20 protein-coding genes are annotated in these 22,393 nt (G+C 57.4%); 14 read left to right on the top strand and 6 right to left on the bottom strand.

The window, feature by feature from the left end; genetic code table 11:
- Positions 1-23 precede the first annotated feature (23 nt).
- Genes ACOQH0_RS00355 through ACOQH0_RS00345 form a run of 3 tightly spaced genes read left to right on the top strand, consistent with a single transcriptional unit; the run spans position 24 to position 4,068 of the window.
- A complete protein-coding gene (locus tag ACOQH0_RS00355; RefSeq protein WP_421511313.1) occupies positions 24-2,549 on the top strand; it encodes a fimbria/pilus outer membrane usher protein in 2,526 nt (841 codons plus the stop codon).
- On the top strand, positions 2,540-3,058 hold the full coding sequence (locus ACOQH0_RS00350; RefSeq protein ID WP_421511312.1) for a fimbrial protein: 519 nt from the start codon (positions 2,540-2,542) through the stop codon (positions 3,056-3,058). The genes ACOQH0_RS00355 and ACOQH0_RS00350 overlap by 10 nt, the downstream gene beginning before the upstream one ends.
- A complete protein-coding gene (locus tag ACOQH0_RS00345; protein WP_421511311.1) occupies positions 3,055-4,068 on the top strand; it encodes a fimbrial protein in 1,014 nt (337 codons plus the stop codon). The genes ACOQH0_RS00350 and ACOQH0_RS00345 overlap by 4 nt, the downstream gene beginning before the upstream one ends.
- Before the next feature lie 3 nt (positions 4,069-4,071).
- On the opposite strand, the gene ACOQH0_RS00340 is transcribed toward ACOQH0_RS00345, so the two are convergent.
- Positions 4,072-4,596, bottom strand: a complete 525-nt coding sequence (locus ACOQH0_RS00340; RefSeq protein ID WP_421511310.1) for a lipocalin family protein — start codon at positions 4,594-4,596, stop codon at positions 4,072-4,074.
- A gap of 117 nt (positions 4,597-4,713) precedes the next feature.
- Here ACOQH0_RS00340 and ACOQH0_RS00335 point away from each other — a divergent pair, with 117 nt between their 5' ends.
- The 4 genes from ACOQH0_RS00335 (at position 4,714) to ACOQH0_RS00320 (ending at position 8,246) form a co-directional block, all read left to right on the top strand.
- The gene (locus ACOQH0_RS00335; RefSeq protein WP_172701444.1) at positions 4,714-5,439 is read left to right on the top strand and encodes a MerR family transcriptional regulator; all 726 of its coding nucleotides are present in this window, start codon (positions 4,714-4,716) and stop codon (positions 5,437-5,439) included.
- Positions 5,440-5,538: 99 nt separating this feature from the next.
- Complete coding sequence (gene uraH, locus ACOQH0_RS00330) at positions 5,539-5,949, top strand: hydroxyisourate hydrolase (protein ID WP_421511309.1); 411 nt, start codon at positions 5,539-5,541, stop codon at positions 5,947-5,949.
- A 102-nt stretch (positions 5,950-6,051) separates the two neighbouring features.
- Positions 6,052-7,011: a YbgA family protein gene (locus ACOQH0_RS00325; RefSeq protein ID WP_421511308.1), complete on the top strand. Its 960-nt coding sequence runs from the start codon at positions 6,052-6,054 to the stop codon at positions 7,009-7,011.
- A 146-nt stretch (positions 7,012-7,157) separates the two neighbouring features.
- Positions 7,158-8,246, top strand: a complete 1,089-nt coding sequence (locus ACOQH0_RS00320; RefSeq protein ID WP_421511307.1) for an AAA family ATPase — start codon at positions 7,158-7,160, stop codon at positions 8,244-8,246.
- Positions 8,247-8,274: 28 nt separating this feature from the next.
- Here ACOQH0_RS00320 and ACOQH0_RS00315 read toward each other — a convergent pair whose 3' ends face one another.
- From ACOQH0_RS00315 to ACOQH0_RS00300, 4 genes are all read right to left on the bottom strand, one after another.
- Positions 8,275-9,228, bottom strand: a complete 954-nt coding sequence (locus ACOQH0_RS00315) for a GlxA family transcriptional regulator (RefSeq protein ID WP_421511306.1) — start codon at positions 9,226-9,228, stop codon at positions 8,275-8,277.
- A 25-nt stretch (positions 9,229-9,253) separates the two neighbouring features.
- Positions 9,254-10,033, bottom strand: a complete 780-nt coding sequence (locus ACOQH0_RS00310) for an MBL fold metallo-hydrolase (RefSeq protein WP_421511305.1) — start codon at positions 10,031-10,033, stop codon at positions 9,254-9,256.
- Positions 10,034-10,128: 95 nt separating this feature from the next.
- Positions 10,129-10,929, bottom strand: coding sequence for a lipoprotein NlpA (gene nlpA / locus ACOQH0_RS00305; protein WP_421511304.1), 801 nt, complete (start codon positions 10,927-10,929; stop codon positions 10,129-10,131).
- A 188-nt stretch (positions 10,930-11,117) separates the two neighbouring features.
- Positions 11,118-12,602, bottom strand: a complete 1,485-nt coding sequence (locus ACOQH0_RS00300) for an MDR family MFS transporter (protein WP_421511303.1) — start codon at positions 12,600-12,602, stop codon at positions 11,118-11,120.
- 93 nt (positions 12,603-12,695) lie between these two features.
- Between ACOQH0_RS00300 and ACOQH0_RS00295 the strand changes: the two genes are divergently transcribed.
- Complete coding sequence (locus tag ACOQH0_RS00295) at positions 12,696-13,343, top strand: TetR/AcrR family transcriptional regulator (RefSeq protein WP_420986143.1); 648 nt, start codon at positions 12,696-12,698, stop codon at positions 13,341-13,343.
- Here the strand turns inward: ACOQH0_RS00295 and ACOQH0_RS00290 are convergent.
- The gene (locus ACOQH0_RS00290) at positions 13,340-13,759 is read right to left on the bottom strand and encodes a GNAT family N-acetyltransferase (RefSeq protein ID WP_421511302.1); all 420 of its coding nucleotides are present in this window, start codon (positions 13,757-13,759) and stop codon (positions 13,340-13,342) included. The two genes, ACOQH0_RS00295 and ACOQH0_RS00290, sit on opposite strands and share 4 nt — an antisense overlap.
- A gap of 186 nt (positions 13,760-13,945) precedes the next feature.
- On the opposite strand from ACOQH0_RS00290, the gene ACOQH0_RS00285 reads away from it, so the two are divergent.
- From ACOQH0_RS00285 to ACOQH0_RS00260, 6 genes are all read left to right on the top strand, one after another.
- Entirely contained in the window at positions 13,946-14,515 is a 570-nt protein-coding gene (locus tag ACOQH0_RS00285; protein WP_010426497.1) for a TetR/AcrR family transcriptional regulator, read from the top strand.
- Positions 14,516-14,664: 149 nt separating this feature from the next.
- On the top strand, positions 14,665-15,786 hold the full coding sequence (locus ACOQH0_RS00280) for an efflux RND transporter periplasmic adaptor subunit (protein ID WP_421511301.1): 1,122 nt from the start codon (positions 14,665-14,667) through the stop codon (positions 15,784-15,786).
- Positions 15,786-18,896 carry an efflux RND transporter permease subunit gene (locus tag ACOQH0_RS00275; protein ID WP_421511300.1) on the top strand — a complete coding sequence of 1,037 codons (3,111 nt, stop codon included), beginning with the start codon at positions 15,786-15,788 and terminating at the stop codon, positions 18,894-18,896. Before ACOQH0_RS00280 ends, ACOQH0_RS00275 begins: the two co-directional genes overlap by 1 nt.
- Complete coding sequence (locus tag ACOQH0_RS00270) at positions 18,896-20,260, top strand: efflux transporter outer membrane subunit (RefSeq protein ID WP_421511299.1); 1,365 nt, start codon at positions 18,896-18,898, stop codon at positions 20,258-20,260. The genes ACOQH0_RS00275 and ACOQH0_RS00270 overlap by 1 nt, the downstream gene beginning before the upstream one ends.
- Before the next feature lie 555 nt (positions 20,261-20,815).
- A complete protein-coding gene (locus ACOQH0_RS00265) occupies positions 20,816-21,808 on the top strand; it encodes a type VI secretion system Vgr family protein (RefSeq protein ID WP_421511298.1) in 993 nt (330 codons plus the stop codon).
- A complete protein-coding gene (locus ACOQH0_RS00260; protein WP_421511297.1) occupies positions 21,798-22,232 on the top strand; it encodes a hypothetical protein in 435 nt (144 codons plus the stop codon). The genes ACOQH0_RS00265 and ACOQH0_RS00260 overlap by 11 nt, the downstream gene beginning before the upstream one ends.
- Positions 22,233-22,393: the final 161 nt, after the last annotated feature.

The following is a 22,393-nucleotide window of genomic DNA, read 5'->3' as shown; positions in this document are numbered from 1 at the left end:
TAAAAACAGTAAGGCGTGACCACGTGAAAAGAAAAATCCTGTGCGCCACGGTGATCTCCCTGGTGATTCGGCAAGCCGTGGCTGCCGAAAGCGAACTGCAATTTAACCCCGCGTTTCTCAACGGCGAGAGCGCAAACAGCGCCGATCTCGCCTGGGTTAACGCCGGGAGCGCGCTGCCGCCGGGAGACTACAACCTCAACGTGTATATCAATAACAACTACGCGTTCACAGGCAACGTCACGTTCCGCATTGCTGAAAATACGGCAGGGGAAGCCCTGCCGTGCCTTACGCCTGAACAAATCGCCGCGCTGGGCATCGACAGCCAGCAGGCAAAAAGCGGCGCGCTGCCGCTGGCGCAGCGCTGCATCTTCCTGACACAGGCTTTTGCCGATAGCCGGTTTGATTTTGACCAGCAGACGCTCACCCTGAACTTCACCGTACCGCAAAGTGCGATGCGCAATTTGCCGCGCGGGTACGTCAGCCCGGAAAGCTGGGAGGCAGGGATCCCTGCCGCGTGGCTGAATTATGTGGTGAATGGTTCGAACAATGAATATCAGGGCGAGACGCGCACGCGCGATCGGCAGCTGTTTGCAAGCCTGAACAGCGCCATCAACCTCGGCGCGTGGCGGCTGCGTGATTTCACCACGTGGACCAAAGACAACAACGAGCTCACTCACGTGCAAACCTGGCTGCAGAGGGATATCCCCGGTCTGAATGCCCAGGCGTACGCCGGTGAAACCTATACCTCGGCACAGGTCTTTGACTCCGTGGGCCTACGCGGTATTGCCCTGAAGACCGATGACAACATGCTGCCTGCCAGCCTGAGCGGCTACGCGCCGGAAGTCCGCGGCATCGCGCGCAGCAACGCCACCGTGACGGTTCGCCAGAACGGCAACATTATCTATCAAACCTCCGTTCCGCCGGGGGCGTTTGTGCTGAAAGATCTCTACCCGACATCGTCAGGTGGCGATCTCGCGGTCACCATTCAGGAGAACGACGGCAGCCAGACGCAATACACCCTTCCCTTTGCCAGCGTGCCGAACCTGGTGCGTAACGGGCAGGTGAAATATGCCTTCGGTGCCGGCACCTATCGCCCGATGGGGGATCAGGCGTCACCCTCTTTCGCACAGGGCGAGCTGTTCTACGGCTGGCGCTATGGCCTGACGTTTTACGGCGGGGCGCAGTTTGCCGATCGCTATAACGGTCTGGCGTTCGGGGTTGGGCAAAACCTTGGCCGCTTTGGTGCCTACTCCATTGACCTGACCCACGCCCGCAGCCGGCTGGCGGACGATCGGCAATACACAGGCGATTCCGTGCGCCTGCGCTACAGCAAGCTGCTGAACGACACCGGCACGCGGGTAAACTTCTTCTCGCTGCGCTACTCCACGGAGGGGTTTTATACCCTCAGCGATACCACGTACAAAGGGATGGCGGGCGGGTCGCCAAAGCAGATTGTGGAAGACGATGGCACCGTCACCACCCATTACGACACCGTGTACAACCTGCGGATGTCGCGTAAAGCCAAGAACCAGCTGCTGCTGTCGCAGCCGATGGGGCAATACGGCTCGCTGTCACTGTCGTGGGATCAGCAAACCTACTGGAACACGTCAAACACCACGCAAAGCCTGCAGTTCGCGTGGAACGCCACGTTTCGTAACGTGTCGCTTGGCGTCAGCGTTCAGCGCAGCGCCAGCCTGTATGACAACAAGAAAGAGAACCTTCTGGCGCTCTCCCTGTCGGTGCCGTTTGGCAACCCGCAGCTCGCCACGCGCGCGCGGTTTACAACCACCCATGCGGACTCTACCGGCACCACCGCCAGCACCGGCGTGAGCGGTTATCTGCCGGGCCAGGAGAATCTGTTTTATAGCGTTAACCAGCGCTACAGCAAGCAGCAACAGTACGGCGGTGATGTCGCCCTGCAGTACGAAGGTGCGCGCGGAGACTATAACCTCGGCTACAGCTACACCCGCGATTCCCAAAACCTCAGCTACGGGATGAGCGGCGGCGCGGTGCTGCATGAAGATGGCCTGACGCTAAGCCAGCCGCTCGGCAATACCAATATTCTGGTTAAAGCTCCCGGGGCCAGCAACGTTTCCGTGCTTAATCACAAGGGCATTAAAACCGACAGTCGGGGATACGCGGTGATCCCCTACGCCACGCCGTATCGCGTCAATCAGGTTGCGCTGGACGTCACCACGGCGGGCAACGACGTGGAGCTCGAGAATGCCATCGTCAACAAAACGCCCACCGACGGCGCCCTGGTTCGTGCCACCATCGTCACGCGTCAGGGGGCAAAAGCGATGTTTATCGTGCGTCACGGCAACGACGTGCTCCCCTTCGGCACGCTGGTCTCACTCAGTGATGACAAAACCAGCGGCATCGTTGGCGACGGCGGCAGTCTGTATCTGTCCGGCTTGCCCGTTAAGGGCATGTTGAGCGCAGTGTGGGGCCGCAACAGCGACCAGCGCTGCACCATTAACTATGCGTTAAATAAGCAAAATTATAATGCCCGCACCGGCCTTTATTCACAGGAGGTGGTATGTCAGTAACGCTTCGAATGGCCAGCATCGTCCTGCTGCTGTTTTTTACTCTCCCCGTTCGCGGCTATGACGTGCTGGTTTCCGTCACCGGGAATTTGATCGGCAACACCTGTGTTGTCGCCGCGGACTCCAAAGAGCAAGAGGTACCGCTGGGGACCATTGGGATGAAACAGTTCGCCCGCGCAGGGGCGGTAAGCAATATCAAAACGCCCTTCACGATCAGGCTTGAAGCCTGCGGGCCGACCTTTGCCGGGGTAAAAATCCGCTTCAGCGGCACGCCGGACAATGACGACCCGCAGCTGGTTAAAATTGCCGACGGCGGCGCAACCGGCGTGGCGGTGCAGATCCTCGATAAAGACAGCGCGCTGATTCCACTGAACACGCAAACCACCGCCTGGGGCACGCCGGGCGATGACAGTGTAGAGATAACCTTTTATGCCCGACTGGCCGCCACGGGCGCGCCCGTCAATGCCGGAGACGTCTCTGCTTTCGCGACCTGGACTACGGAGTATCAATGATGCGTTTAGTGTTTTTTATCACCGGATTACTGCTCTGCGCCAGCGTACAGGCGATGGAGTGGAAATCGGATATTACCCTTTCCCCTCAGCCGATGACCTACAGCGGGCCCGCGGATTCGGTGGTGCCGGGCAACATAATCGGATCGACCTGGAGCGCCACCGCCAGCGTGCAGCAGGTGTTCTGGTGCGGGCTTGTTTTTACCTGCTCCAAAGGCACGCTGGAGCCGAGCAGCAGCGCCATCTCGAGCGGGATGACGGTCACCATCGACGGGGTTAACTACACCATTTTTGAAACTGGAGTCCCAGGCGTGGGTTATATCATCGGGCTGAAGGATTTTAACGGCTCCGCCTGGATACCGCTGCAGAGCGGTATTACGCAAAGCTACCCTGCGGACGGGACCAATGGCTACGCCACCGATCTGGGCTGGTCCGCCAAGGTGACCTTTATTAAGACCGGCACGGCGCTGAAATCAGGGGTTTACCAGATCCCCACCATCAACGCTGCGGTCCTGACCGCATATAACAACGAGGTCAAAACGGCAAAAGTCATCATTAACCCTACCGCCATTACCGTGACGGCGAGCGGCTGTACGGTGGGAACAAAAAGCGCGAATGTCGATCTGGGCACGATTGATATCCGCACGTTGACCACCGTGGGCAGCACGTCACCTTCCGGGTCGTTTAACGTCAGCCTGACCTGCGACGCGAACGTGGCGGTTAACGCGGTGATGACCGACCAGACCACGCCGTCGAATACCTCGTCGGTGGTGACGCTGACCGGCGACTCCACGGCGTCCGGCGTGGGGGTGCAGTTTTTCTACAACGGCACCGGCCCACTGATGCTGGGGCCAGACAGTTCGGCGGCGGGCACAACGAACCAGTTCTTTATCCAGAGCACCACCGCGGCACAAACCCTGTCGCTGCCGTTCCAGGCGCAGTACATCCGAACCGGCGAACTGGTCCCCGGTTCGGCCAACGCCCTGGCGAGCATCACGTTTTCCTACCAGTAGGGGTTAGTGCTTCACCCACACCAGCTGGTCAACCTGGAAGCCCAGACCGCGCGCGGTGTTCAGGTAATCCTGTTTCACCGCATCCGGGATGGTTGGCGTGCGCGACAGGATCCACAGGTAGTCGCGGTTCGGGCCGCTGACCAGCGCGTACTGGTACTTATCGTCCAGTTTGATCACGTTATACCCGCCGTAGAACGGGCCGAAGAAGGACACCTTCAGCGCGGCCGTGGTCGGTTCGCCGGTAAAGTAGGCTTTACCCTCGCTCTCATTCCACTTGTTCTTCACCGGGTCGTAGCCGCGGTTAAGCACGCTGATGCCGCCGTCGCTGCGCTTATCGTAGGTGGCGGTAACCTGCTCCAGGCCGCGTTCAAAGCGGTTTTCCAGGCGAGCGACTTCGTACCATTTGCCAAGATAGCGGCTGGCGTCAAAACCAGAAATGGGTTGCACGCCCTTCGGCGGGGTGGGGGATTTACAGGCTACCAGCGTCAGGGCAATGGCAACACCGGTCACAACAGGCCATAGCTTCATGAGAATTCCTTTCATTTGCACGGTTGGAAATTAAGTGTAGTGCACCGCGGCGGCGCTTCATCCCGTCCGCGAAAATTCGTAGTATATTGAGAGTATTCCTCAACTCTGGACACGGACATGGCTTACTCCATCGGCGAATTCGCCAGACTCAGCGGGATCACCGCCACCACGCTGCGGGCCTGGCAGCGGCGCTACGGCTTACTCAAGCCTCAGCGCACGGAGGGCGGTCACCGCCAGTACAGCGATGAGGACGTCCAGCAGGCGCTAAAAATCCTCGACTGGGTAAAAAAAGGTGTCCCGATTGGCCAGGTCAAACCGCTGCTGGAGCGCCCTACGTCGCGCCTGACCAACAACTGGCTCACGCTGCAGCAGACCATGTTACAGCGCCTGCAGGACGGCAAAATCGAGTCCCTGCGCCAGATGATTTACGACGCAGGGCGCGAGTACCCAAGACCAGAACTGGTCGCGAACGTGCTGCGTCCGCTACGCAGTCAGGTATCGGCAAACGTCGCCGCCGCCATGACCCTGCGGGAGATCCTCGACGGCATCATCATCGCCTACACCTCGTTTTGCCTGGAAGGCGATAAAAAAGCGCCGGGCGACAACATCCTGCTCAGCGGCTGGAACCTGAACGATCCGTGTGAAGTCTGGCTCGAAGCCTTAACCCGCACCGGGCAAGGTCACCGTATCGATATTTTGCCCACGCCTCCTGCCACGCTGGCCCCGGAGATTTTCCCGGACCGCCACTGGCTTCTGGTCACGCGCGGTAAACTCACCGCCGCGCGCAAAAAGCAGATCGAGCAGTGGCAACAGCAGGTATCGCTTGAAGTGATTATCCTCTAATCATTTTCTCCTGTGGGAATCTTCACGAAAAGTTGAATATTTTCCCGCGCCACAAATGCTAACGTTTTCCTGTGACCGACAACCCCACAGGAAAACACAATGAAAAAAACTGCCTCTCTGCTGATGCTGACCACCCTGGCCTTTGCCCCTGCCGCCTTTAGCGCCCCTGCCGGCACGCTGAGCGTACACATTCTTGACCAGCAAACCGGGATGCCGCCATCGGACGTTACCGTCACGCTGGAAAAACAGCAGCAGGACAAATGGACCCCAATTGCCAGCGGCAAAACTGACAATGACGGCCGCATCAAATCGCTTTATCCGCAGGATCAGGATATGCAGCCCGGCGTCTATAAAGTGACTTTTAAAACCGCAGATTACTTCCACGGGAAGAAGCTGGATTCCTTCTTCCCGGAGATCCCGGTGCTGTTCACCGTAACCCGCACCAACGAAAAGCTGCACATCCCTCTCCTGCTGAGCCAGTACGGTTATTCAACTTATAAGGGCAGTTAATCAACGTTGATTTTAAAGGTAAATAAAAAATAATTTCGCTAATACTTGGACAAATTAGTCATGTTGTGTAAGTTTTAAAGAGAAGAACGGGAGGACCACACCATGACAACAAAACCTGTGCTCGGTATTAGCGGATGTTTGACCGGGTCTGCCGTTCGCTTCGACGGCGGACACAAGCGTATGGGCTTTGTCATGGATGAACTGGCCCAGTGGGTGAGTTTCAGGCCCGTCTGCCCGGAAATGGCGATTGGCCTGCCAACGCCACGCCCGGCCATACGCCTGACGCTGACGGACAGCGGCGAAACGCAGCTCCGCTTCAGCAAACCACCCCATGATGATATTACGCAGAAAATGGCCGACTTTACGGCGGACTATCTGCCAAAAATCGGCGATCTGTCGGGATTTATCGTCTGCGCGAAATCGCCAAGCTGCGGCATGGAACGCGTGCGGCTGTATGATGAAAACGGCAACCGGGGCCGCAAGGAGGGTGTCGGGCTGTTCACCGCCGCCCTGCTTGAAACCTACCCGTGGCTGCCCGTGGAGGAAGACGGTCGGCTGCACGACCCGGTGCTGCGGGAAAACTTTATCGAGCGGGTATTTGCCCTGCACGAGCTGAACACGCTGCGCGCTAAAGGCCTGACGCGCCGTGGGCTGCTGGATTTCCACAGCCGCTACAAATTGCAACTGTTGGCGCACCATCAGGCGGGCTACCGCGAGATCGGCCCGTTCGTTGCGTCGCTGCATGAATGGGAAGATCTGGACGCCTTCTTCGTGGCGTACCGCGAAAAGCTGATGACGATCCTGAAAAAGCCCGCTTCGCGGAAAAACCATACCAACGTGCTAATGCATATTCAGGGCTATTTCCGTAACCAGCTGAACAGCCGCCAGCGCGTCGAACTGCGCGATGTGATCCTGCACTATCGCGACGGGCTGCTGCCCATCCTCGCGCCGCTGACGCTGCTGAAACACTATATGGCCGAATATCCTGACCGGTATCTGATGACGCAAAACTACTTTGATCCCTATCCTGATGATTTGGGTCTGCGTCTGGCAGTAACCTGACGATAAAAATGCGAAGGCCCAATTGACCCATAGAGGCCCAAAGCAGTACCCCGTTTAGACGACACCCTCACTGTCGTCTCTTTTTTGCATTCCACGCAAAATACTGTAATTATATACAGGATTGTTACGCAAAAAAGGGACTGCCTGTGATCACCACCCTGCACATTCAAAACTACCGCTCGATTCGCGAAATGTCGCTGGAGCTGGAACAGCTCAACATCGTCTTTGGCCCAAACGGCACCGGAAAATCAAATATCTACAAAGCGATCCACCTGATGCACAGCGCCGCGCAGGGGCAGTTTTCGCAGGCACTGGCGAACGAGGGTGGGATTTTAAAAGTGTTCTGGGCAGGCAAAACCCGCAGCGACCAGCTGCGGCGGATGAATTTAGCCGTTGAAACCGAAACCTACGAATACGAGCTGCAGGTAGGCTTTGTCGAAAAACTGCCTTACCCCTCACAGTTTCAACTCGATCCGGTGATCAAAGAAGAGTCCATCTGGCTGAGTGGTCAATACCGACGCCCGTCGTCACAGCTGATGAAGCGTAAAAATCAGGCCGTGTTTCTGAATAACGTGCATCACGAGAAAGTCACCCACAGCGGCACGCTGTATGAGAACGAATCGGTGTTCGGCCAGCTTGGCGAGCCGCATCTTTACCCGGAAGTGTCGCAGATGCGCGAGTCGCTGCGTAACTGGCGATTTTATCACGAGTTTTCCGTCTCGTCAGGCTCAGCCATGCGCGCGCCTCAGGTTGGCTTCCGCTCCCCGGTGCTGGCCAGCGACGGCGCCAACCTGGCGGCGGCGTTTCAGACCATCGTGGAAATTGGCGACGAACTTCTGCTGATGCGCATTCTCGACCAGGCCTTCCCCGGCTGCGTGTTCTACAGCGACAACACCGGCGGACGTTTTCGCATGATGATGCAGCGCGAAGGGCTAAGCAGACCGCTGGAGCCGGCGGAGTTCTCCGACGGCACTCTGCGTTTTCTGTGCCTGGCGGTGGCCTTGCTCAGCCCGCGGCCACCGGCCTTTATCGCCCTCAACGAACCGGAAAACAGCCTGCATCCGCAGATGCTGCCCGCGCTGGCGAGCTTAATCGCTGAGGCCAGCCGCTACTCGCAGATCTGGCTCACCAGCCACTCGCCGGAACTGGCGAAGTTGATTGAGAAGCAGAGGTCGTTCTCGCTGTACCAGCTGTCGATGGTGGAGGGGGAGACGAGGGTGGAGAGGCTGGGGTAAACGCCGGGTGGCGCTGCGCTGACCCGGCCTACGAGTGAGTCCGAAAGGTCTTTCGCCACTCCGCCGGACTGACCCCAAAACGCGCCTTAAACTGCTGTCGCCAGGTGACGGCGGAATTAAATCCCACCAGTTCAGCCACGCGCTCAATCGGCATATTTCCGGCTTCAAGCAAGAGCTGGCTGCGCCGCAGGCGTTCGGCGGTAAGCCAGTCGGCAACGCTCATCCCCGTGGCTTTAACAAAGTGACGGGTCAGCGTGCGGCGGCTCATTGAGACCACCTCCGCCAGCGAGTCCAGGCTATGCGGTTCGGTGATGTGCTGCTGAAGATAGTCGATCAGGCAATTGATACGTGCATCGCGGGTGTCATTCGGAACAGGCTGAGCAATAAACTGCGCCTGACCGCCCTCGCGGTGCGGCGGCACAATCATCCGCCGGGCAATCTGGTTGGCGACCACGCTGCCAAACCGCTGGCGAATGATATACAGGCAGCAGTCCAGCGCGGCAGCAGTTCCGGCAGAGGTGATGATATTGCCGTCATCCACGTAGAGGGCATTGATATCCAACTGGACGTGCGGGAAGAGCGACTGGAACTGCTGTTCAAACTCCCAGTGTGTAGCTGCGCGCTTGCCGTCAAGGATGCCCGCATAACCCAGCACAAACGACCCCAGACACAGCCCGACGATTTCAGCGCCATTGTCTCTCGCCTGCACCAGGCTGTCGATCAACGTCTGGGGTGGGCGTTCCAGGACGTGCTGCCAGTAGGGCACGACAACAATATCAGCCTGCTCAATGGCGGAGTAATCCTGCGTAGCATTGAGCGAAAAACCGTCTCTTGATGTCAGAAACCCTGGTTTTTCAGCGCAAATCGTGACATTAAAGCGCTTTTCGCCCGATACAGTATCGCCAAACAAAATGCAGGGAACGGAGTAGTGGAACGGGCTAAACCCGTCCACCGCGACAATGGCAACATGTAATAGTGACATCACTCTCTCCTTCCCTCTGTGGTGCTCAGAATATAACGCTTTCACCATCCTGGGGAATGCTCAACGCATCACTAAACTGGTTGGCTTCGGCGTATTCACGCAGCGCGCGGCGGGTCAGTAGACAGTGGTTGATGGCCTCCATATGGGTCGCCACAATCTGCGCCTCAGGCAACAGAAAATGCACGTTCAGCACATCCTGCTCGCCCATGATAATGGGGCCAAAACCAATCACATGCGCGTAACCGGCGTTCAATACCACGACATCCGGCTGGTGCTTTTGCATGTCGGCCGCCACCTCTTCGCGCCAGATGGTATCCCCCGCGATATAAAGCGTCTTTTCGTCAGGATGACGGAAGACGACGCCGCAGGCCTCGCCCAGGCGCTCCGCCAGGTCCGGCACGGCATAAGCGCGATCGGTTCCGTGCTGGCCGCCGTGGGTTTTCACGATGCTTACGTCATCAAATGCGGTCTCTTCGGTCATCACCGTCAGGTGGGTAAATCCCTGGCTGCGCAGCAGCGCGGCGTCGCTGTCGTTTTGTACATAAATCGGTTTGTCTTTGGCGATCAGTGCAATGGCGGTTTGATCCCAATGATCGTCGTGCGTGTGGGTGACAATCACCGCGTCGGCATCAAGCAGCGTAGTAACCTCAACAGGTAGTTCGACGGTCGGGTTACGAATATCTGCATGCGCCGTACCCGGGAAACCCGGGTAAGCCCCTTTCGGCGCGAGCATAGGGTCAACTAAAAAACGTTTTCCCGCGTAGGTAATCAGCTGAGTGGCATTGCGAATCTGAGTAATGTTCATGGGCTATCCTCCGGTGGGTGTGATAAGGAGAATAGCCCGTGACCACGCGTTACGATGTGGGCTAAATGGCGATGATCGATGGAATTGGGCCAAACTTACCAGCCTGGCACCGCCCCGCCGTTGAAGATCGTTTCGGCCGCTTTTGCCACCTCAGGCGACTGATACGACTGTATGAATTCCTTCACGTTTTCCGCATCTTTCTTGTCTTCACGCGTCACGACAATGTTCACATACGGCGAGTTTTTATCTTCAATGAAGACGCTGTCATGAACCGGCGACAGGCCGGTTTGCTGGAGGTAGGTGGTACTAATAATGGCGACATCCACCTTCGGATCGTCCAGCACGCGCGGCAACTGCGCGCCTTCCAGCTCCATAATCTTCAGATTTTTAGGGTTTGCGGTGATATCCAGCGCCGTCGGCAGCAGGCCAACGTCCGGCTTCAGGGCAATCAGCTTCTCTTTTTGCAGCAGCAGCAGCGCGCGACCGAGGTTGGTTGGGTCGTTAGGAATGGCAATCGTTGCGCCGTCTTTCAGTTCATTCACCGATTTAATCTTGCGGGAATAGCCAGCCATCGGGAAAACGAAGGTGTTTGCAACGGCAACCAGCTTGTAGCCGTGCGCCTTGTTATCTTCTGCGAGGAACGGGCGGTGCTGGAAGACGTTGGCATCCAGCTCCCCCTGGTTAGTGGCATCGTTGGGCAGCAGCGATCCGCTAAAGCCCACCAGATCCACGTCCAGACCGTATTTCTCTTTTGCCACCTTTTTAGCGACCTCCGCCACGTCCTGCTCGGCACCGTTAATCACGCCGACCTTAATGTGTTTGGCATCATTGCTGCTTTGGTCACAGCCCGCGAGCAGCAGGCCAGTCAGGAGAAGCGCAACCAGTCGAAGTTTCACGAGACAGTTCCTTTTGTTAGACGTTTTGAAGACTATATCGACAACGCGACGGCGCGCTAAAAAACGAAAAGGAATCAATAAGAAGGATAAGTTATATGCGGCCTATTGCCGGGTGGCGCTGCGCTTACCCGGCCTACGCGCGGAGGTGTTGTAGGCCCGGTAAGCAAAGCGCCACCGGGCGATGGGCATCACGCCTGCCGACGCAGCGGCGCTTCCCGTAAAAACCACGACAGCGCAAACGCCAGCACCATAATCCCTGCCGCCAGCAGGAATACCGCATGAATGGCCGAGCCGAAGGCATCAAGGTAGTCCAGCCTCAGAGCGTCAGGCAGATGGTGGATGGCGGTCGGGTTCAGCTCGCGCGGCAGTTCCGCGCCTTCCGGAAGGCTGTCCATCAGCCCCGATTGCAGAATATTCGTGAATACCGCGCCAAACAGCGCAACGCCAATGGCCCCGCCAATGGAACGGAAGAGCGTGACGCCAGAGGTGGCTACGCCGTATTGATCCGCCGACACGCTGTTTTGCACCGCCAGCACCAGCACCTGCATCACCAGTCCCAGCCCCATGCCCAGCACGCTGGTGAACAGATAAAGCTGCCAGGTTGGCGACGTGATTGAAATGCGCGTCAGTAAAAACATCCCCACCACGCCGAGCAGCGTGCCGAGGATCGGGAACAGGCGATATTTCCCGGTACGGCTGATGATCCGCCCGCTGATAATCGAGGTCAGCAGCAGCCCGCCCATTAGCGGAATGAGCTGCAAACCGGCCTGTGTTGGCGTGGCGTCTTTCACCACCTGCAGGTACAGCGGCAGGAAGGTCACTAAGCCAAACAGCGACATGCCGATGATAAAGCCAATCAGGCTGCAGAGCAGGAAGCTGCGGTCGCGGAACAGCGACAGCGGAATAATCGGCTCCCACGCCAGCCGCTCCTCATAGATAAACCCGGCAATGCCCGTCAGGCCAAAGGCCAGAATGCACCACAGCTGCGGGTCGCTCCACGGGCGAACGGTGCCGCCTTCGGTGGTAAACAGGATGATGCACAGCAGCGCCATGCTGAGGTAAATCGCCCCCAGATAGTCAATCTCGTGCTTGCTGCGCCGCGCGCTGCCGTGAAATACCGCGCCTATTACCAGCAGCGCAAACAGCCCCAGCGGCAGGTTGATGTAGAAAATCCAGCGCCAGGATGCGTGCTGGACGATAAACCCGCCGATCAGCGGCCCGATGACCGTCGCCAGGCCAAACACGCCGCCAAACAGCCCCTGATAGCGCCCGCGATCGGCTGGCGGGATCACGTCCGCCACGGCGGCCATGCTGATCACCATCAGGCCGCCGCCACCCAGCCCCTGCAGGGCGCGCATCAGCACCAGCTGGGTCATGTTTTGCGCCAGCCCGCACAGCGCGGAGCCCACGAGGAACAGCACAATGGCGATTTGCAGGACAATTTTGCGACCAAACAGATCGCCGAATTTACCGTACAGCGGCACCACGATGGTGGAGCTGAGGATATAGGCCGTCACTACCCAGGAGAGCTTATCCAGGCCGCCCAGCTCACCGACAATGGTAGGCAGCGCCGTAGAGATGATGGTTTGATCAAGCGCAGAAAGCAGCATCACCAGCAGCAGCGCGCTGAACAGCAGCTTAATCGACGGCGCTTTTTGCGCGGGTGGGTTCATGACGTCGGATTCCATAAGAGATCGCTTGAAATTAATTAATCGCATAATTAATATTTGTGGAAGTGATGAATAAGATCAAGAGGCACCGTGGTCATGCCAGCATTAAAAGACAATTCTGAACTGCGCCGCCCCGGCCGCCCTCGCGGGGGTAAACGCGTCACCGCCAGCCGCGAACAGTTGCTGGATATCGCCCTGAACCTCTTTTCCCGTCAGGGGATCGCCAATACCTCACTCAACGCGATTGCCAAAGAGGCGGGCGTCACGCCCGCGATGCTGCACTATTACTTCAATTCCCGAGAGCAACTGCTGGATGCGATGATTGAGGAGCGTTTCCTGCCGTTACGCGAGCGGATCGGGACGATTTTCGCCGATAACCGGGATTCGCCGGTGAACGCCCTGACGGAAATGGTTAAAGTGCTGGCCGAACTGGCGGAACAGTATCCCTGGTTTGCACCGCTGTGGATGCAGGAGGTGATTGGCGAAATGCCGGTACTGCGCACCCATCTTCAGGCGCGGTTTGGTGACGAGAAGTATCAGGCGACGCTTGCCACCCTCAAAGGCTGGCAGCAGGAAGGGAAGCTGAATCAGGCGCTGGCACCGGAGCTGCTGTTTACCACCTTGCTGAGCCTGGTGCTGGTGCCGTTCTCACGCATGCGCAATGACGAGAGGCTAAAATCCCTCTCGCCGGAAATCATTGTCCGTCATGCGCTTGCCGTAATCGGCACCGGGATCGGCGGTTAAAGCGCCTTTGCCAGATAGTGGCGCTGCATGCCCGCACAGGGGTAGTCCTGCAGCGACATCTGTAGCCGGTAGCCCTGCTTTTCATAGAACGGGCGTGCCTGGAAACTGGCGGTATCGACCAGCGCGTGCTTGCAGCCCTGGCGTCGGGCTTCATCTTCTGCCGTTTTGATGAGCTGGCTGCCCACGCCGGTTCCCCGCACGGTGTCGCTCACCCAGAGATAGTCAATATTCAGCCAGTCACCTTTGCGCACGCCGATTAATCCGCCCAGCATTGCGCCATTATCGTCTCGCATGTAAACGCCAACATCACCACTAAAGTTCGTCATATCTAAAAACTGGGCGTTGTAAGCTCTTAATCCCACAAATAACTCTTCTTTCTCTTCGGGTGTGACTTTTTTAGTGATGCTCAACTGCATATTGTTCTCCTTATTTTCAGCGCAATCTGAATATCTCACAGCTTAACCTTCATAAAAACTCCTTATTTCCTCCATTGTTTAATCCAGGAAATATTCATTCAATATGAAAATAAAAAAAGCCTTTCCAATACGCACCTAAAACGTATAATGAGAACGATCATTCTCACTTTTACATGGTAGCCGACGATGAGCACAAAGCTGGAAGAACGACAAAAATTGCGCCAGGACGAGATCATCACCGCCGCGCGCCGCTGCTTTCGCGCCAGCGGGTTTCACGCCGCCAGCATGTCGCAGATTGCCAGCGAGGCGAAGCTCAGCGTCGGACAAATTTACCGTTATTTCAGCAACAAAGACGCGATTATCGAAGAGATGATCCGCCGCATCATCGACTCGCGCATCGAGGAGATGCAGGGCAAAACGCTGGTTGAAGGGATGCCGCAGGCCCTCGCCTGGCGGCAAACGCTCAACGAGGATGACGATGCGCTGATGCTGGAAATGTCCGCCGAGGCCACGCGTAATCCTCAGGTTGCCGCCATGCTAATCGAAGCCGAATCGCGCATGTTCACCAACGCCTGCGCGCACCTGAAAAAGCAGTTCCCCCACCTGAGCGATGAGCATATTCGCTGCTGCGTGGAGATTACCGCCGTGATGATCGAAGGAACGATTTACCGTCGACTCGCGCCGTTAAAAGTACCGTCAGAACAATTAGAACCTCTTTATCAGGATATTTTAAATATGCTTTTCTCTGCGAAGTAATCGCATATGAATAATTAGCGGGAATAAGTAATTCCCCTTTTTTACATTTCTGACTAAGCCAGAGATGCGGTATCGCTGTGCCTTTAAATAGCCCTCCTCCCTGTTAAGCGATTAACAGGGTAGGCATCGTTCACCCTGGAAAAAAAATTATGAAAACCATAACAACCTCCATCGCGGCATTACTCCTCCTGACAGGGTGCGATAATGCGCAAATATCTGCTCCCCAGCGTCCTCTTCCGGATGTGGGGATTGTCACGCTCATGAGCCAGCCTGTTTCCGTCGTCAGCGAGCTGACGGGCCGCACCACCGCCGCCATGAGCGCCGAAGTGCGCCCGCAGGTAGGCGGCATTATCCAGAAGCGGCTGTTCACCGAAGGCGATACGGTCAAGGCCGGACAGGCGCTGTATCAAATTGACCCTTCCAGCTACCGCGCCGCCTACGATGAAGCCGCCGCGGCGCTAAAGCAGGCGCAGGCGCTGGTGCAGGCCGACTGCCAGAAGGCCCAGCGCTATGCGCAACTGGTGAAAGATGACGGCGTGTCACGTCAGGATGCAGAGGACGCGAAGTCCACCTGCGCACAGGACAAGGCCAGCGTCGAGTCAAAGAAGGCCGCGCAGGAAAGCGCGCGCATTAACCTCAACTGGACCACCGTGACCGCACCGATTGCCGGACGTATCGGCATCTCCTCCGTCACCCCCGGCGCGCTGGTGACCGCGCAGCAGGATACCGCCCTCGCCACCATTCGCGGGCTCGACAGCATGTACGTCGATCTCACGCGTTACAGCGCCGATCTGCTGCGTTTACGCAAGCAAACCCTTGCCACCAATAGCGATACGCTACGCGTGTCGTTAATCCTCGAAGACGGCAGCACCTACGGTGAAAAAGGCCGCCTGGCGTTAACCGAAGTGGCGGTGGATGAATCAACTGGCTCCGTCACGCTGCGCGCCGTCTTCCCGAACCCGCAGCATCAGCTCCTGCCGGGGATGTTTGTCCGCGCCAGAGTGGATGAAGGCATCATGAACGACGCGATCCTGGCACCGCAACAGGGCATCACCCGCGACGCCAAAGGCACCGCTACCGCGCTGGTGGTGAATGCCAGCAACAAGGTCGAGCAGCGTCAACTGGAGACGGGCGACACCTACGGCGACAAATGGCTGGTGCTGAGCGGTCTGAAGGCGGGCGATAAGCTGATTGTGGAAGGCACCGACAAGGTGACCGCCGGGCAGGAAGTGAAAGCCGAAGAGATGAAAGCCAGCGGAGGAAACGCCTGATGTTTTCCCGCTTCTTCGTGCGTCGCCCGGTCTTTGCCTGGGTTATCGCCATTCTTATCATGCTCGCCGGGATGCTGGCGATCCGCTCGCTGCCGGTCGCGCAGTACCCGGACGTCGCCCCGCCGTCGATCAAGATCTCCGCCACCTACACCGGTGCCTCCGCGCAAACGCTGGAAAACAGCGTGACGCAGGTGATCGAGCAGCAGCTCACCGGGCTGGATAACCTGCTCTACTTCACCTCCACCAGCAGCTCGGACGGGTCGGTAAGCATCAACGTCACCTTCGAACAGGGAACCGACCCGGACACCGCGCAGGTACAGGTGCAGAACAAAGTCCAGCAGGCGGAATCTCGTCTGCCGACCGAGGTGCAGCAGTCCGGCATTACCGTCGAGAAATCGCAGAGCAACTTCCTGCTGATCATGGGCGTGTACGACAAAACCGACACCGCCAGCAGCTCGGATATCGCCGACTGGCTGGTGAGCAATATGCAGGACCCGCTGGCGCGCGTGGAGGGCGTTGGCAGCCTGCAGGTGTTCGGGGCGGAATACGCCATGCGCATCTGGCTCGACCCGGCGAAGCTGGCGTCCTACTCGCTGATGCCGTCCGACGTGCAGAGCGCGATTGAAGCCCAGAACGTGCAGGTTTCCGCCGGTAAAATCGGCGCACTGCCCTCGTCAAACGCCCAGCAGCTGACCGCCACCGTCCGCGCTCAGTCGCGCCTGCAGACGGTGGATCAGTTTAAAAACATCATCGTGAAGAGCCAGTCCAACGGCGCGGTCGTGCACATCAGCGACGTCGCCCGCGTGGAGATGGGCAGCGAAGATTATACCGCCACCGCGAAGCTCAACGGCCACCCGGCGGCGGGTATGGCGGTCATGCTTTCACCGGGTGCGAACGCGCTCAACACTGCGACGGCGGTAAAAGACAAGATTGCTGAGTTCAAAAAGTCGATGCCGGAAGGCTACGACGTGGCCTACCCGAAAGACAGCACAGAGTTCATCAAGATCTCCGTTGAGGACGTGATTCAGACCCTGTTCGAAGCCATTATCCTCGTGGTGGTGGTGATGTACCTGTTCCTGCAAAACATCCGCGCCACGCTGATCCCGGCGCTGGCGGTGCCTGTCGTTCTGCTGGGCACCTTCGGCGTGCTGGCGCTGTTCGGCTACTCCATCAATACCCTGACGCTGTTTGCGATGGTGCTGGCGATTGGGCTTTTGGTGGATGACGCCATCGTGGTGGTGGAAAACGTCGAGCGTATTATGCGCGACGAAGGCCTGCCCGCCCGCGAAGCCACCGAAAAATCGATGGGCGAAATCTCCGGCGCGCTGATCGCCATTGCGCTGGTGCTCTCTGCGGTATTCCTGCCGATGGCCTTCTTCGGCGGCTCCACCGGGGTGATCTACCGTCAGTTCTCGGTCACCATCATTTCGGCGATGTTCCTCTCCGTGGTGGTGGCGTTGACCCTGACGCCCGCGCTCTGCGGCTCAATTCTGAGCCACACGGCTCCGCACAAGAAAGGTTTCTTCGGCGCGTTTAACCGCTTCTACAGCAGGACCGAGCATGGCTATCAGAACAAGGTGCTGCGTGCCCTGCGCCGCTCCGGCGGCATGCTGGTCATCTACGCCCTGCTCTGTGGTGCGATGGGCTTCGCCATGCTTAAGCTGCCGGGCAGCTTCCTGCCAACGGAAGACCAGGGCGAAATCATGGTGCAGTACACCCTGCCCGCCGGCGCGACGACGGTGCGTACCGCCGACGTCAGCCGCCAGGTGCGCGAGTGGTTCCTCACCAAAGAGAAAGCCAACACCAACGTGATCTTCACCATTGAAGGCTTCAGCTTCAGCGGCAGCGGCCAGAACGCCGGGATGGCGTTTGTCTCCCTGAAAAACTGGTCAGAGCGTAAAGGCGATGAGAATACCGCGCAGGCCATCGCCCTGCGCGCCACGCAGGAGCTGAGCACCATCCGCGATGCGACCATCTTTGCCATGACGCCGCCTGCGGTGGACGGTCTGGGCCAGAGCAACGGCTTTACCTTTGAGCTGATGGCCAGCGGCGGCACCGACCGCGACGCGCTGTTGAAACTGCGTAACCAGCTGATTGGTCAAGCCAACCAGGACAGCTCGCTGCACGCCGTGCGCGCCAACGATCTGCCGCAGATGCCTCAGCTTCAGGTCGATATCGACAACAACAAGGCCGTGTCGCTGGGGCTGTCCCTGAGCGACGTCACCGACACCCTCTCCAGCGCCTGGGGCGGGACCTACGTGAACGACTTTATCGATCGCGGCCGCGTGAAAAAGGTCTACATCCAGGGCGACAGCGACTATCGCGCCGTGCCGTCGGATCTCAACAAATGGTATGTGCGCGGCAGCGACAGCACCATGACCCCGTTCTCCGCCTTCGCCACAACCCGCTGGGAGTACGGCCCGGAAAGCCTGGTACGCTACAACGGCTCGGCGGCGTATGAGATTCAGGGCGAAAACGCCAGCGGCGCTAGCTCCGGCACGGCGATGAGCACAATGGAGCAGCTGGCAAACAGCCTGCCGTCCGGCAGCACCTGGGCGTGGAGCGGTTTGTCGTTGCAGGAAAAACTGGCGAGCGGTCAGGCGATGAGCCTTTATGCCCTTTCCATTCTCGTGGTGTTCCTGTGCCTGGCAGCGCTGTATGAGAGCTGGTCAGTACCGATTTCGGTCATCATGGTGATCCCGCTTGGCGTGCTGGGCGCAGCCGTCGCCGCCTCCCTGCGCGGCCTGAACAACGATGTCTACTTCCAGGTGGCGCTGCTGACCACCATCGGCCTGTCGTCGAAGAACGCCATCCTGATTGTGGAATTTGCCGAAGCCAAAGTCGCGGAAGGGTACTCCCTGACGCGCGCCGCGCTGCGTGCCGCTCAGACGCGTCTGCGTCCGATCATCATGACCTCGCTGGCGTTTATCGCAGGGGTGACGCCGCTGGCCGTGGCAACCGGGGCAGGTGCCAACAGCCGCGTGGCAATCGGTACCGGCATTATCGGTGGGACGCTGGCCGCGACGCTGCTGGCGATCTTCTTCGTCCCCTTATTCTTTGTACTGGTGAAACGTCTGTTCTCCGGTAAGCACGCAAACCGGAGGTCATAATGTTTCGTGTATCTATTTTAGCGTTAGCCCTGCTGAGCGCAGGCTGTGTGTCGTTAGACCCAACGTATCAACGCCCGGACGCCCCCGTCCCGGCAACCTTACCCGGCGCGCACGGCGAAGCCACCGCCGTGGTGAGCCAGTGGCAGCAGGTGATGAACGACGCGCGGCTGAAAAGCGTGGTGACGATGGCGCTTAACAGCAACCGTGACGTGCAAAAAGCGATTGCGGATATCGACGCCGCCCGCGCCCAGTACGGTGAAACGCGCTCGTCCCTGTTCCCGACGGTAGACGCCGAGCTGAGCCACACCCGCAGCCGCACGCTGGCAAGCGGAGTGACCACCAGCGACGAAGCCAACGGCGCGGTCTCCAGCTTCGAGCTGGATCTGTTTGGCCGCAACCAGAGCCTCTCCCGCGCCGCGCGTGAAACCTGGCTTGCCAGCGAATTCACCGCGCAGAATACGCGCCTGACGATGGTTAGCGAGCTAACCACGGCCTGGGTGACGCTGGCGGCGGATAACAGCAACCTGGCGCTGGCGAAATCCACGATGGAGAGCGCGGCGAACTCGCTCAAGATTGTGAAGCGCCAGCAGGACGTCGGCGTGGCGGCGGCGACGGACGTCAGTGAAGCGATGGCGGTTTACCAGCAGGCGCGCGCCAGCGTGGCGAGCTACCAGACGCTGGTGATGCAGGACAAAAACGCCCTTAATCTGCTGGCGGGCGATACGGTGCCGGAGAACCTGCTGCCCGGCACGCTGGAGAGCCTGAGCGATAATGCCATCACGCTGATCCCGGCGGGCGTCAGCTCCAGCGCGCTGCTGCGTCGCCCGGATATTCAGGAGGCCGAGCATAACCTGCTAAGCGCCAACGCCAACATCGGCGCGGCGCGCGCCAATTTCTTCCCGACCATCTCGCTCACCGCCAGCGCGGGCGTCGGCAGCGATTCGCTCTCCTCCCTGTTCAGCCACGGGATGAAGGTCTGGTCGTTTGCACCGTCCATCACCCTGCCGCTGTTTAGCGGCGGGAACAACCTGGCACAGCTGCGCTACGCGGAAGCGGAGAAGAAGGGACTGATTGCCACCTACGAGAAAGCCATCCAGAGCGCGTTCAAGGACGTGGCCGACGCGCTGGCGCGGCGTGAAACCCTGAGCGAGCAGCTGGATGCCCAGCGTGAATACGTCGCGGCGGAGCAAAAAACGCTGGATGTAGCAACACGTAGCTATAAGGCGGGCGCGGGGGATTATCTGACGGTGCTTACCGCGCAGCGGTCGCTGTGGTCGGCGCAGGAATCACTGATTGCGCTGCAGCAAACCGACCTGGAAAACCGCATCACGCTGTGGCAGTCGCTGGGCGGCGGGATCCAGTAACCTCATCGGTGGGCGATTCTCATGCGCAGAAAAGAGAAAATCATACTCTCGGCTGGAATCGCCACATTGAATGTAACGATATATTTCATGGGAAGCATGTGACGTTAACTGGAGGTTTCGATGAAAGCTGCGCACCTGGTTTGCTTGCTGGTTTGTCTGCTCTACCGTAGCAGGTGATTTACTGATTGATATTACAACGGTGGATAACCCGCATAAGCAGATGGCCGGTACCTCCTATCTGATTTATATCAGGACAGGCCCAAATAATCCGTCAACCACAGATATTGAATATTAATAGATGTGTTTACCCCAATCCGAAAAGATTTCTTGCCGCACCGAAGTGCTTAATTGGATATTCTGTATTGTTATATTCCTGCGGGGTTCTCCTCAGCATTTAATTTGATTCGTGAATACTTTTTATATATTTATTTATTCAGTGAATAAATAATGTTTTTTAATATTTTTACTCTGCCTTGTGGAGTGGTATTTTAATAACCAGCCTGAAAGCGTATTATTTTTATGTACCTTATTGCTTTATCAAAAGGATATTTGACGATGGCAGGACAATCAGACACGGTTCAACAACAGGATACCCTGAATCGTTATTTACTGTATTTCCCACGAAGTAAAACCGTTTCACCGGATGTTCATTCGTTTTGCGGGGAAGAAGAACTCAGTAAGCCCTACCGTTATACCATTCGCTTCACCAGTCCGAATCCGAACATTGCTGTCAAAGACGTTCTGAACCAGATGGCTGAATTTATTCTGCGCGCGCCTAACCCGAAAGCGAAATCGACCTGGCACAATCAGGAATCCTGGTTGCCGGTGCGCCAGATTAATGGCGTGATCACGTCATTTTCCCGTCTGAAGTCGTCCGCTGATGAAGCCCTGTATGAGTGTGTGCTGGAGCATGAACTGGCGCTGCTGGATCGGAACTACCGTTCGGCCGTGTACATGGACATGACAGTGCCTGAGCTCGTCACGAAGCTGATGAAGGAGAGCGGGCATTTTCAGGGTTACAACATCGATTTTGACCAACTAAGCCACAACTACCCCAGCCGCGAAATGATTATCCAGTGGAAGGAAACCGATCTCCAGTTTATCCGCCGTCTGCTGGCCGAAGTCGGGATCTGGTTCCGCTTTGAAAATCACGACAAGGTACAAGGTGAAACGGTAGTGATTTTCGGTGACGGTGGTCGCCGCTATGTTTTCAGCAATAAGCAGCTGCCATACGTCCGCCATTCCGGCATGACCAGTCATGAAGAGTACGTAACCGAACTCGAAGAGCAGTACCAGCTCATCCCCGAAAATGTACTGGTCCGTACCTATAACTACCGCGATCCGTTTTCCCCGCAGGCGGATAAAACCATTGCAGGGAACGACATTCCTCACGGGATAACCCGCGGAAAACAGTACCACTACGCCGATCACTTTCTGGCTGCAGGTGACTTTTACGGCCAGGAGGCAGAAACAGCCTCGTTCTACGCACGCCTGCGTTACCGGACTCTCTCGCACGGAGAAGTACCCGCTGCTGGAAGTGCTGGATGAGAAAAAAGCCGTACCGGACAGGCTGGATCTTGAAATGTCACTCGGTGAGCATTCTGCCGGGTACGTCTGGCTGATGCTGGCATTGGCATCAGATGCAGTGGTGTATGCGCATGGTGATCAGCTGGTGGCCGCTTCCGGACAGAACAGGTTTTCAATGACGGCTCTTTCGTCCCGATTAACTCGCCAACCTGATTATCCTCAGGAGAAAAGATATACGACACCGTGGGAAGTTTGTGGGATCGCCGGGCTGATGTTCTTTTTTGGAATTATGATAACCATTGGCACTTTTGGTGAGGGCGGTAAATCTATATCCGGCTGGTTTTTAATTATAATGGCTGTTCTTTGCATAGTTATATTTTTTGGTATGGGGGCATTTTTTACCTGGTTTTATGGTGATAAAGCTCGTGAGCATATGGGAATGTAACAATGAATGAATTTATTGCTCTGATTTCACCTTATAAAGCTGTTTTTATTATAATGGTTTAGCTGTAGGCGTAATACTTGCGTTAATGGCAGTGTGTGTTGATTTATCATTTGATTACAGAAACAGAAAATACTGGTGTGCGCACAATAAATTAAAGACAT

The organism is Enterobacter sp. JS8-1 (genome assembly GCF_049187015.1).
GTDB lineage: Bacteria > Pseudomonadota > Gammaproteobacteria > Enterobacterales > Enterobacteriaceae > Enterobacter > Enterobacter mori.
This window is presented reverse-complemented; position numbering and strand designations above follow the sequence as displayed.